This is a genomic window from Providencia sp. PROV003, assembly GCF_045040775.1.
In the GTDB taxonomy this organism is placed as follows: Bacteria; Pseudomonadota; Gammaproteobacteria; order Enterobacterales; family Enterobacteriaceae; genus Providencia; species Providencia huashanensis.
On the sequence record NZ_CP096369.1, the window covers coordinates 3,797,186 to 3,810,502 of the forward strand.

Annotated in this window: 8 protein-coding genes; 5 read left to right on the forward strand and 3 right to left on the reverse strand. The window is 40.3% G+C overall.

Features of this window, described 5'->3' with window-relative positions; all coding sequences use genetic code 11:
- Positions 1-31 precede the first annotated feature (31 nt).
- A complete protein-coding gene (locus tag M1F14_RS17575; protein ID WP_181469177.1) occupies positions 32-1,141 on the forward strand; it encodes a YcbX family protein in 1,110 nt (369 codons plus the stop codon).
- Positions 1,142-1,277: 136 nt separating this feature from the next.
- Here M1F14_RS17575 and M1F14_RS17580 read toward each other — a convergent pair whose 3' ends face one another.
- The 3 genes from M1F14_RS17580 to pepN all read right to left on the reverse strand — a co-directional run bounded on the left by M1F14_RS17580 (position 1,278) and on the right by pepN (position 6,391).
- On the reverse strand, positions 1,278-1,823 hold the full coding sequence (locus tag M1F14_RS17580; RefSeq protein ID WP_042846450.1) for a cell division protein ZapC: 546 nt from the start codon (positions 1,821-1,823) through the stop codon (positions 1,278-1,280).
- 280 nt (positions 1,824-2,103) lie between these two features.
- Positions 2,104-3,114: a quinone-dependent dihydroorotate dehydrogenase gene (pyrD, locus tag M1F14_RS17585; RefSeq protein ID WP_042846451.1), complete on the reverse strand. Its 1,011-nt coding sequence runs from the start codon at positions 3,112-3,114 to the stop codon at positions 2,104-2,106.
- Between the two features lie 658 nt (positions 3,115-3,772).
- Positions 3,773-6,391 carry an aminopeptidase N gene (pepN, locus tag M1F14_RS17590; RefSeq protein WP_181469176.1) on the reverse strand — a complete coding sequence of 873 codons (2,619 nt, stop codon included), beginning with the start codon at positions 6,389-6,391 and terminating at the stop codon, positions 3,773-3,775.
- Between the two features lie 552 nt (positions 6,392-6,943).
- Here pepN and pncB point away from each other — a divergent pair.
- The 4 genes from pncB to M1F14_RS17610 all read left to right on the forward strand — a co-directional run bounded on the left by pncB (position 6,944) and on the right by M1F14_RS17610 (position 13,313).
- On the forward strand, positions 6,944-8,149 hold the full coding sequence (pncB, locus tag M1F14_RS17595) for a nicotinate phosphoribosyltransferase (protein ID WP_042846454.1): 1,206 nt from the start codon (positions 6,944-6,946) through the stop codon (positions 8,147-8,149).
- A gap of 489 nt (positions 8,150-8,638) precedes the next feature.
- Positions 8,639-10,039: an asparagine--tRNA ligase gene (asnS, locus tag M1F14_RS17600; protein WP_181469175.1), complete on the forward strand. Its 1,401-nt coding sequence runs from the start codon at positions 8,639-8,641 to the stop codon at positions 10,037-10,039.
- Positions 10,040-10,607: 568 nt separating this feature from the next.
- Positions 10,608-11,714, forward strand: coding sequence for a porin (locus M1F14_RS17605; RefSeq protein WP_269750023.1), 1,107 nt, complete (start codon positions 10,608-10,610; stop codon positions 11,712-11,714).
- 408 nt (positions 11,715-12,122) lie between these two features.
- Positions 12,123-13,313 (forward strand): amino acid aminotransferase, encoded by a 1,191-nt coding sequence (locus M1F14_RS17610; protein WP_181469174.1) that lies wholly within the window; start codon positions 12,123-12,125, stop codon positions 13,311-13,313.
- Positions 13,314-13,317: the final 4 nt, after the last annotated feature.

Consider the following 13,317-nt stretch of genomic DNA (forward strand, 5'->3'; position numbering starts at 1 on the left):
GTTGCTGCGCAACAATTATAAGGATTAAAAAATGATTACGCTTTCGCGCCTTTATACACACCCAGTTAAATCTATGCGAGGGGTACGTTTATCACATGCCTTCGCAGATACTAGCGGTTTGACTTTTGATCGTAATTTTATGGTAACCACGCTGGAAGGTAAATTTATTACGGCAAGAAAATACCCGCAAATGTTACTGTTTACACCCGTTATGCTTAACAATGGGTTACACCTACAAGCACCTAATGGCGAAAGTGCAACGGTATTGTATCAGGACTTTGATGATAAACAGAGCCCTACTGAGGTTTGGGGAAATCATTTTCATGCACTGATTGCTCCCCAGCAGGTAAATAGCTGGTTAAGTACCTTTTTTGATGAGCCAGTACAACTACGTTGGCTCAGCACTCAATTGTCTAGAAGAGTGAAAAATCATCAAGATGTTCCCGTATCTTTTGCTGATGGTTACCCTTTTCTACTCATTAATGAAGCATCCGTTCAAGAACTCCAAGGCCGTTGCCCTGCCAGTATTAAGCTAGAACAATTTCGTGGCAACCTAATTATTACTGGCGCTAAACCTTTTGAAGAAGATACTTGGAAAACCATTCAAATCGGTGATGTTATCTTTACTCTAGATAAACCATGCAGTCGTTGTATTTTAACCACTGTCAGCCCTGAGAAAGGGATAAAACACCCTAATAGTGAACCATTGGCCACGTTGCAAACCTTCCGTACTGATGAAAATGGTGACGTGGATTTTGGTCAAAATGTTATGGCTAAAAATACGGGGATTATTCGTGTTGGTGATACGCTAACAGTATTAGAAACCAAACCAGCTAAACAATATATAACGCAAAAAAGAGAAGCTGAAAGCCCAAGCTTAAATTCAACAGTCGACAATGTCAGTTTAATTTTTGAAGAAACAGAATATCAAGGTGATAACCAAAATGTGGTCCTCGAACAACTGGAATCTCACGGTTTATCCATTCCCTATTCCTGCCGAGCGGGTATTTGTGGGCGCTGTAAAATTAAGCTTATTTCTGGTGAGGTCACACCGCTAAAACAAAGTGCAATTAAAGAAAACGGCTATATATTGTCCTGTAGCTGTATTCCAAAAACTTCGCTCAAATTAGCACTTAACTAAACGTTTATTATGGCTCATTAACACCATCAGCAATTTTATATTATGATGGTGTTAGAATACCTATAACTACATTAGTTATCTAAGTCGGACATTTAGTTTTTATTCATTTTCTTTTTATTTGATCACTGACGATCAACTAAATAACGTTGCCATATAACTGCCGCTTCGTCTTTGATGAATACTCAAGCATACGATCGTTCATGATCTTAATTGGATCACAAAACCTTAAAGTACGATCGGGTAATTCTAAAACTGGTTCAGCTAATAAACACAAGCTTGCTGAAGGGCCCGCTTCTGCAATAATAAATGAAAAATAACGACTGGTATTTTCTAAACACACCTGAATTATTTGCCCCTGTTTAGGCGCATTAATATAATGAAAAGAAGAAAAATACCAACTTTTCGGCATCTGTGGTTTTAGAAAACGAAAAGCAACCAAGCTATTTAAGACTAATTCCGCTCTTTCTTCTTGCGTAATATTTAGTCTCTTTGCTTGCTCATCAAATAAATAATATTCCCCTGCATCTTCAATGCTAAATGGCATTTCACTACGAGCAAATGCGGTTAACATTTTAGCGGGAAAACATGAACGAAATATCATGCCGTTGGCGAGATCTAACATCACCCTGTCATGGTCATGATCAAAATACCAACGCCAATGATCATCAGGTTTAATATTCATAAACGATCCTTCAGCGATTTATCGGTAAATATATAATAGGAACGATCATCATAATGATCTTCCCTAAATTTACTCTGCGGCAATTTTTATAGATTAAATTTTCACAAATTAAGCTTTCATAGATTAAGTCATGTCGTTTAATTGCAACTGGATATTACATTGTCTAAACAACAAATTTACTGAAAATTGATATCAATTTGATATAAAAATAGCCACTATTAGCAATATAGTTTAAAAGGGGGAATAAAGAAACCCCCTTGTTAAGTAAATTTACAATTTATTAGATATGATTGACAATATCTTTAATTAATTTTGGTCCATGGTAAATAAAACCAGAATAAATTTGAATTAATGAAGCACCTGCTTCCATTTTTTCACGCGCCGCTGTAAGCGAATCAATTCCACCCACACCAATTATTGGTAACTTACCATTTAATTCACGTGAAATAAGTTTAATAACTTGCGTACTTTTTAATTGTACAGGCCGCCCACTCAACCCACCCGTTTCATTGCAATGGTTTAACCCCTGAACGAGGGAGCGATCTAGCGTTGTATTTGTAGCAATCACCCCATCTATATTATGCCTCACTAAGCTATCTGTAACTTGAATAATTTCTTCTTCAGATAAATCAGGCGCTACTTTCACCGCAACTGGCACATATTTTTGATGTAATGATTGCAACTCAAGTTGCTTCGCTTTTATACCACTCAATAAATCATCGAGAGCCTCACCGTATTGTAATGTACGTAAGCCCGGTGTATTTGGTGAGGAAATATTAATCGCAATATAGCCTGCATGGGCATATACCTTATCCATGCAAATTAAATAATCATCTTTACCTTGTTCTACCGGTGTATCTTTATTCTTACCAATATTGATACCAATAATTCCACCGTAATTAGCCTTTTTGACATTCTCTACGAGGTTATCAACACCTTTATTATTAAAGCCCATTCGGTTGATTAAACCCTCAGCTTCAACGAGCCGGAATAACCTTGGCTTATCATTACCAGATTGAGGACGGGGAGTCACAGTCCCTATTTCAATAAACCCAAACCCCATTGCGCCAAACGCATCGATACATTCACCATCTTTATCGAGACCAGCAGCGAGGCCAAGGGGGTTTTTAAAAGAAAGCCCCATGCATTGAACTGGTTTGGTAGCAACAGATTGACGAATAAGGCATTGAAAAGGGGAATGGTTCAAACGTTGAAGCTGGCGAAAAGTCAATTCATGTGCTTTTTCGGGGTCGAACTGGAATAGTGCCTTTCGGGCAAGATGATATAGCATATCCAATAACCTATTTTCTGCTAGTGCGTTTCAATAAAATAGACATCATACCGCGCATGCTAAAACCCCCACCAAAGGGTTCTTGTTGAGTTTTAACTGTGCGAACTATTTTTCGTCGGATAAAACGCGCAATAGACTACCCTATTTAGGGGCAACTTTACTATGAAAAGATCAATATATTCTGTTTTGTGCCTCTAATAACAACAAATAATAAAGGGCTCTTTAATTCACTCAAACTCTGGGGAAACAACCACTCCCATCAAAAATACTTGTATCGTATTGATTTATAATTAAATTATTCATCTAACTATTTGTTGGATGGAAAGCTTATAGTAACACACCAGCAGGGGGAAGAAACTATGTCATCACGACTGAAAATTATGAGTTACCACTCAACGTCTACCGAGCCCCTTATGACTAAAATAAGGGAAAACGCCCATCTAAGTTAAAAGCTTGCCGAGCTAAAAACCATATCATCGCTTAGTTTTTACAGTTCACATTATTAAACTGATAAACCATAGCAAAATCAAAAATTAAAAAGGGGAAGACGGTTAATCTTCCCCTTTAGTTCTAAACCAAAAGCCTATTTTTACTTTCCTATCGCCTCTGAGTAGCGTTCATTAGCCCATCATATAAAAATAGTGTAATGGCGTAATAATTAGCTTTCTAATGCTTTGGTGATTTTCTCAAATAAATCACCAGAAAGGTTATCTAGCGCTTTCAATTGTTCAAGCACTTTACGCATTTGAGCCTGACGCTTTTCGTCATAACGTTTTAAACGGATCAATGGTTCGATCAACCTTGATGCAACCTGCGGATTACGCGTGTTCAGATCAACCAAGATCTCATATAGGAACTGATAACCGCTGCTATCTTCCGCATGGAAATTAACTGGGTTCCCCGCGGCAAATGCCCCTACTAGCGACCTTACTCGATTTGGGTTACTCATGCTAAATGAACGGTGATTTAACAGCTCACGCACATGCGATAGCACATCTTTCGATGGGTTTGCCCCTTGTAATGTAAACCACTTATCCATCACCAAGCCATCATGATGCCAGCGTTCATCAAAATCAGCCATTAGCTGTGCTTTGCACGGTAACTGAGATTCATTCGCTGCCGTTAATGCAGCAAGAGAATCGGTCATATTATCCGCAGATTGGTATTGTTCTTGCACTAACTTATTCGCTAGTTCAATGTCATCACCCGCAGCCAAATATTGGAGGCAAATATTACGTAATGCACGTTTGGCAATGTCCTGATGATCAACGCGATAACCCGTGATATTGACCGAATGGTAAACAGCCAATAACTCATCCTGCATGTCTACCGCAAGTTTATGGTGGATAAAGTTCAGCACCTCGTGAATGGCGACAGGGTCAATAATGGCAAACAGTTCAGCAAGTTCGCTTTCTGATGGTAATGTCAAGATCAACGCTGCTAACGCAGGGTCAATTGATTCACTCAATAACACCGCTCTAAATGCATCAACGACAGATTCAGGTAAAACTAACTCTTCCCCTTTCTGATAGTTAGCGACATTAATTTTTACGTAGTTATTAATCAGTTGCTGAGCAGCATCCCAACGGGAAAACTCGTTATTGGCATATTGCATCAAGAATGCAAGTTGCTCATCGGTATAGTTATAATCCAGTTTTACTGGAGCAGAAAACTCCCGTAATAATGAAGGAACCGGACGGCTTGCCACTTCATCAAATACAAATGTTTGTGACTCTTGAGTAATATTTAAAACAGAGTTAACAGCACTACCATCACGTTTTAACGCAATCACGCTACCATCTTCAGCATATAGCTCAATATCTAAAGGGATATGTAATGGCAATTTTTCAGTTTGGTCAGCCGTTGGCGGCGTCATTTGCTTCACATGCAGGGTATACTGTTGTTTTTCTGCTGAATATTCATCTCGTACCGTAAGTATTGGTGTACCTGATTGGCTGTACCAACGGCGAAATAGTGATAAATCGACATTTGAAGCATCTTCCATTGCTTGTACAAAATCATCACAAGTTGCTGCACTACCATCATGGCGATGAATATAAAGTTGCATACCGGCTTGGAACATTTCTTCGCCCAACAGGGTATGGATCATACGGATCACTTCGGAGCCCTTTTCGTACACAGTCAACGTATAGAAATTATTCATTTCGATCACTTTGTCTGGGCGAATTGGGTGCGCCATTGGGCTTGAATCTTCAGCGAATTGGGCTGATCGCATCACTTTTACATTGTTAATGCGGTTAACAGAGCGGGAACCTAAGTCAGAACTAAATTCTTGGTCACGGAAAACCGTTAACCCTTCTTTTAAGCTTAACTGGAACCAATCACGACAAGTAATTCGGTTACCTGTCCAATTATGGAAATATTCATGCCCAATGACTGACTCGATATTGAGATAATCTTTATCTGTTGCTGTCTCGCTTTTAGCTAATACATATTTAGAATTAAAAACGTTAAGACCTTTATTTTCCATTGCACCCATATTGAAGAAATCAACAGCAACAATCATATAGATATCAAGGTCATACTCTAAGCCAAAACGCTCTTCATCCCACTTCATTGCATTTTTCAGAGACTGCATTGCCCAAGGTGCGCGGTCTAAATTGCCTTTATCAACAAACAGTTCTAACGCCACTTCGCGGCCACTGCGCGTAACAAACACATCTTTTAAAACATCAAAATCACCGGCAACGACGGCAAATAAATAACTTGGTTTTGGGAAGGGATCTTCCCATTTAACCCAATGACGCCCGCCTTCTAATTCACCTTCTGCAATACGGTTACCATTTGAAAGTAAATAAGGGTAGCGAGACTTATCCGCGGTAATTGTTGTGGTATAGCGCGCCAAAACATCGGGCCGGTCTTGGTAATACGTAATATGGCGGAAACCTTCTGCTTCGCATTGGGTACATAAAGCATCACCAGAAACATACAAACCTTCTAATGCAGTATTTTTTTCAGGGCTAATTTCATTCACAATACGCAAGGTAAAAGATTCTGGTAGTGCTTCAATCACTAACTTACCATCAACTTCGTGATAGTTTTCCCATGCTTTACCCTCTATTTCGAGACTAATTAACGATAAGTTTTCACCATTGAGCTCAAGCGTTGATGACTGCGCATTAAGGCGTTTTACCTGACTAGTTGCTGTCACAACCGTCTTTACAGGGTCAAGATTAAAATCGAGGTCAATCGCTGTAATGGTATAATCGGGGGATTGATAATCTTGACGGTATTTCGCTTGTCTTAACTGGGTCATATGTAACCTTTTTAATTTGTTATATCCGATATCGTACTGCTTGGTTACTTTATACAATACTATAAGACACAATAATGTGAATGGATTTGAGAAACATTTTCATCATAATGTGTTATCCATTTTAATATTGATGTTACCTTTCTATTTCTCACCCTAGCTAATTTTGTTACACAATCGTTTGTTTGTTGGTGCTATAGCACTATCAAATATTTTATAGCATGTTAGTATCTTTTCGTGATTAATGCTTTTGTATGTAATGACGAGATACGGTATGACTGAAATGTATTTACCTGATTTAACTACTTTACATAAAAGCGAATGCGTGAATTGAGGTTGCGAATGCCCTCTTAAAACAGACAGGTAGAATAACGCTTCTATCTTTTGGTAAAGTGGGTATACTTTTGCAACTTTAACGATTTAGCTAATTGCTACGTGCTGTTTTATTTTGTTTTTTTAATGGGGTGAATTTCAAGTTTAAACTCTGTGAGTTATCCCTATAAAAACAAACAGCCTTAGTCATAAAGATAAGCTCCGCGAGGATGTCTGCGTGCCATGAACTTAGACGCTACACCAATTATTACATCACTGCTTGATACCGACGCTTATAAGCTTCATATGCAGCAGGCCGTTTTCCACCGTTATCATCAGGTACCGGTTGTCGCTGAGTTTCGCTGCCGTAGTAGCGATATATTAGGTAGCTACGCTACTGAAATCAGGCAACAAATCCAGCAGATGGCAAAACTATCACTGACTGATGATGAATTAAATTTTCTCCGCCGCTTACCTTTTTTCCATGAAGACTATCTTACATGGCTAAAATCATTTCGTTTTAACCCACAACAAGTGGTTGTTAGTGTGACTGACGAAGGGCAACTGGCAATACGCATTAGTGGCCCTTGGCGCGAAGTGATTATGTGGGAAGTTCCTCTTCTTGCCCTAGTAAGTGAAATCGTGCAACGAGATAGGCACCCAAACATCACAACTGATGATGCGGTCCAACAACTGAAAAAACTGTTAGATGTTTTTTACCAACAAGCTGACGAGCACCAACTTGACCTATCCGGCTTTAAGCTGATGGACTTTGGGACGCGGCGCCGCTTCTCATACGGTGTCCAATCAGCCATTGTTGCTATGTTGAAACAGGAATTCCCTTACCTTGTTGGCACCAGTAATTACAAGCTCGCACATGAGCTAGATCTTGCGCCAGTAGGAACCCAAGCCCACGAATGGTTCCAAGCGCACCAGCAAATCAGCCCTGAGTTAGCAAATAGCCAGCGTGAGGCTTTGCAAATTTGGTTAGATGAATACCCTAATCACCTCGGGGTTGCCTTAACGGACTGCATCACGATGGATGCTTTCCTACGTGATTTTGATGCTAATTTCGCCAAGCGCTATCAAGGGTTACGCCATGATTCAGGGGACCCTATCGAATGGGGCGAAAAAGCAATCGCTCATTATGAGAAGTTAGGTATTGACCCAATGAGTAAAACTTTGGTGTTTTCAGACAGCCTAGATCTACAAAAAGCACTGGAGTTATACCGCTATTTCCACAAGCGGGTTAATCTTGTATTTGGTATTGGTACGCGCCTAACCTGTAATATTCCCCATGTTACGCCACTGAATATCGTGATTAAATTAGTGGAATGTAACGGTAAACCGGTTGCTAAGTTATCTGATAGCCCAGGTAAAACGATTTGCGAAGATGATGAGTTCGTTAACCAACTGAGAAAAGCGTTTGACCTCCCTAAAGCCTGCTAATCACGTAACAACCTTAAAGCTCTGAATAAGAATTGGCATTTTTCTTATCGGGGCTTTAAAACCCCTTTTTCTTTTATTCACTTACTATTACTATAGCTTTAAGCTCGATAAATCCTCATCACTTAAACAGAAATATTTTATCGTGATTTTTTACTTGTTTCCTAATAAATGGCAAGTAACATAGAGCTTTGGCCCCTGAAATATGGGATTTCGTAAGTATACCCCTACTTTACTGTTTTATTTATCATACACTGGTTGTTTTGCGCTTTAACTAACAACACCGCAATACAATTAAAAAATGAATTTAATACAGCTTGAATAGCATCCTAAATAATTCGAGTTGTAGAAAGACGGCAAACAAATGGAGCCCTAGGAGCATACATAAGTATGTGACTAGGGTCAGTTTGTGAAGCCAACGCATCTACAGCTCGAAGTATGACGGATTGAGATAGTAAAGTAGATATTGTTAATATGAAGAGAGTGAATTATATGATAGTAGCGCCTGTAGTCGACGTACTGCAAGGCCGAGTGGCGGTAGGCACAGAAGTCACCGTTCAAGGCTGGGTACGTACAAGGAGAGATTCAAAAGCGGGTTTTTCTTTCCTCGCCGTTTATGACGGTTCTTGCTTTAATCCGTTACAGGCTATCATCAATAATAACTTACCTAATTATAATGATGAAGTCCTGCACCTAACTACGGGTTGTTCTGTTCAGGTTACGGGCGTTATAAAAGAGTCTCAAGGCCAAGGGCAGTCCTTTGAACTTGATGCAACCGCAGTCAAGGTGGTTGGTTGGGTTAAAGACCCTGAAACTTACCCTATGGCAGCGAAACGCCATAGCGTTGAATTCTTACGTGAAGCCGCACACCTACGCCCTCGAACCAATTTAATCGGTGCGGTTGCACGCGTGCGCCATACCTTAGCACAAGCGATACATCGTTTCTTTGATGAGCAAGGTTACTTCTGGGTTTCAACCCCAATCATTACTGCCTCTGATACCGAAGGCGCAGGTGAAATGTTCCGTGTCTCCACACTGGATTACAATAACTTGCCGCGTAATGACAAGGGCGAAGTCGATTTCAGTGAAGACTTCTTTGGCCGTGAAGCATTCTTAACGGTTTCAGGCCAGTTAAATGGTGAAGCCTATGCAACTGCACTGAGCAAAGTGTACACTTTTGGCCCAACCTTCCGTGCTGAAAACTCCAATACCAGCCGCCACTTAGCTGAGTTCTGGATGGTTGAACCTGAAGTTGCTTTCGCTAACTTAGATGATGTTGCAGGCCTAGCAGAAAAAATGCTGAAATTCGCCTTTAAAGCCGCGCTTGAAGAACGCCGTGACGACTTAGAGTTTTTTGCTCAACGTGTCGATAAAGACGTTATCACTCGCTTAGAAAGCTTTGTTAACTCTGATTTTGCCCAAGTTGATTACACCGACGCGATCAAAATCCTTGAAACCTGTGGTCAGAAATTCGAAAACCCAGTTTACTGGGGTGTCGATATGTCATCTGAACATGAGCGCTACTTAGCTGAACAGCACTTTAAAGCGCCTGTGGTAGTAAAAAACTATCCAAAAGACATCAAAGCTTTCTATATGCGCTTAAATGAAGACGGTAAAACTGTTGCTGCAATGGACGTTCTCGCACCGGGTATTGGTGAAATCATCGGTGGTTCACAACGTGAAGAACGCCTTGATATGCTTGATGCACGCCTTGAAGAAATGGGCATGAATAAAGAAGATTACTGGTGGTATCGTGATTTGCGCCGTTATGGCACTGTGCCTCACTCTGGTTTCGGCCTTGGCTTTGAGCGTTTAGTGGCTTATGTTACTGGTGTTGGTAACGTGCGTGAGGTGATCCCATTCCCTCGTACACCTAGAAACGCTGCATTCTAATTGCGTTTTTTTGGTGCAATAGTGATGTAAAAAGCGGGCTAAACATATTTTGGTCCGCTTTTTTGTTCAATAATGCTTTCATTGGCTAATCATTCCGATACGTTACATTAAATTACAGTAAAATATTAAGTAGATCACAACTTCCCCCTTAATACCTTATAATTATCCGTAAAGTAACGCACTGCCTGCTACCGCTAAGAATAATCTGCTTTTTTATTATATTTTTGCTTTTTGCTAATCATAAATCTTCAACTTAACTGGCCTAAGTTGCTCAAAAAAAGCTCAAATTATCTTTTGAAAAAGTTCCCTCTTTTTTGTAATATTTTTTAAACTGGTACGATGAGTGGTTATTTTTTACTCTATTTTTTACATTTTGAAACACCTTGTTACCATTTGTTTCAGAAACTTTGATTTTGTAGCACTTTGAGGGTGGATAAATTTATTTAGCAATGGAACACTGGTCGCCGACATAGACGACACTAATCTCTCATAAATAGTTCCAATTATTTTTTGAGAATTATTTTTGGCAGTGGCAGGTGTCCGAATAACACCAATGAGGGTAATAATAATGATGAAACGCAATATTCTTGCAATGGTTATCCCAGCTCTGTTAGCTGCTGGTGCAGCAAACGCAGCTGAAGTATACAACAAAGACGGCAACAAATTAGACGTTTACGGTAAAGTTGACGTTCGTCACTACTTTGCAGATGGTAAAGGCAGCAATGGAACTAAGAGCGAAGATGGTGATGATTCACGTGTTCGTTTAGGTCTGAAAGGTGATACTCAAATCACTGATCAACTGACTGGTTTTGGTCGTTTCGAGTGGAAAACTAAAACCAACAAAGGTGAAGACAACAACACCAACAAAAACCGTTTAGCATACGCAGGTCTGAAATTTGCTGACTTCGGTTCAATCGATTACGGCCGTAACTACGGTGTTGTATATGATACAGCTGCATGGACCGACGTTCTGCCATTATGGGGCGGCGACTCTATGGCTCAGACTGATACATTTATGACTGGTCGTAACCGTAACCTATTAACTTACCGTAACAGCGACATGTTCGGTTATGTTGATGGCCTAAGCTTTGCTCTGCAATATCAAGGTAAAAATACCGAAACTAACAAATCTGGCGTTTCTGAGGTTTACAAAAACAACGGCGACGGTTACGGTTTCTCTACCGCTTATGACTTAGGTTGGGGCGTAACACTGGGTGGTGGTTATTCTAACTCTGCTCGTACTGAAAACCAGAAAACTACCCAAGCTCGTGGTGACCGTGCTCAAGCATGGAACGTTGGTGCGAAATTTGACGCTAACAACCTTTACTTAGCAGCTATGTACGGTGAAACACTGAACATGACTCACTACGGTAGCAAAGATTTCATCGCTAACAAAACTCAAAACGTTGAGTTAGTTGCTCAATATCTGTTTGACTTCGGTCTGAAGCCATCTGTTGCTTATGTTCAGTCTAAAGGTAAAGACTTACCAGGCTACGGCAATGAAGATATTTTGAAATATGTATCTGTTGGTTCTTACTACTACTTCAACAAAAACATGTCTGCAGTTGTTGATTACAAAATCAACCTGTTAAAAGACAATGACTTCACTAAAAACACAGCTAACGGTATCAACACTGATAACGTAGTTGGTTTAGGTCTGATCTACCAATTCTAATTATCAGTTAACTGATAAACTAGAAAACGGTAACATGTTTTTGCAAGCAGCGCTTCGGCGCTGCTTTTTTTTACCTTTAAACGCTGACTAAATTTTTATAAATCAAACCACTATATCGACAAGACAGACTGATTCACCAACTTTATAGATATTTATGGTTAGATTACATGCAATTCCTACCTAGCTCACAAGATCTCGCCAATTTATCGCAAAACGGTTGGCAAAACGCCTTTCTCACGTTACCCTGATAACTCGACTCGTTCGACTAAACCCGTTTTCAGCTATACCCTTTATTTCAAGCAGTATGGGCTTTTTACAAGCAAGGATAGCCAAAAGCATTCTCACTTAATGCCTTCATACGCTATGAACTGTATTGGGTAACCACAACAGAGCTTTGGAATCGACAACATGTTTGAAAAAATTACTTCTGCCCCCGCTGACCCAATTTTAGGTCTTGCTGATAGTTTCCGTGCTGATCCCCGTGACAATAAAATCAACTTAGGTATTGGCGTCTATAAAGACGAATCAGGGAAAACCCCTGTGCTTGATACCGTAAAAAAAGCAGAAAAATTCCTGCTAGACAACGAAAACACCAAAAACTATCTTGCGATTAGCGGAATGCCAGAATTCGGCCGTGTAACACAAGAACTGTTATTCGGTGCACAACATGAAATTGTCACCTCAAAACGTGCCCGTACTGCACAAGCCCCTGGGGGCACTGGTGCCCTGCGTATTGCAGCTGACTTTATTGCTAAACAAACCAATGCAAAACGTGTTTGGATCAGCAACCCAACATGGCCTAACCATAAAAATATTTTTGAAGCCGCTGGCTTAGAAGTATTAACTTACAACTACTATGACGCAGCAAAACATGGCATGGATTTCGACGGCATGCTAAGTAGCTTATCCACTGCGGTTGCAGGGGATGTTATTGTCCTACATGGTTGCTGCCATAACCCAACAGGGATTGACCCAACTGCTGAGCAATGGTCGAAGCTGGCTGACTTATGTGCAGAAAAAGGCTTATTACCTGTTTTCGACTTCGCCTATCAAGGTTTTGCTAAAGGGTTAGATGAAGACGCTGAAGGCTTGCGCATTTTCACCCAAAATAACCCAGAAATGATTGTCGCCAGCTCATACTCTAAAAACTTCGGTTTATATAATGAGCGTGTCGGTGCTTGCACCATTATCGCTAAAGACAGCGACAACGCAGAGCGTGCGTTTAGCCAAGCAAAAGCGGTCATTCGCGCTAACTACTCTAACCCACCCGCTCACGGTGCAGCAGTGGTTACCACTATCCTTTCTGACGATACCTTAAAAGCAGAATGGGTCCAAGAACTAACAGCAATGCGTGAACGTATTAAACGTATGCGTCAGTTACTGGTTAAAACATTGGAAGAGAAAGGCGCTAAACAAGACTTTAGCTTCATTATCAACCAAAACGGTATGTTCTCCTTCAGTGGTCTTACAAAAGAGCAAGTAGAGCGTCTACGCAGTGAATTTGGCATCTACGCCGTAAGTTCTGGCCGTATTAATGTTGCAGGCTTAACACTGGAAAACATGGTTCCACTGTGTGAAGCCATCGTAAAAGTACTGTAAAACT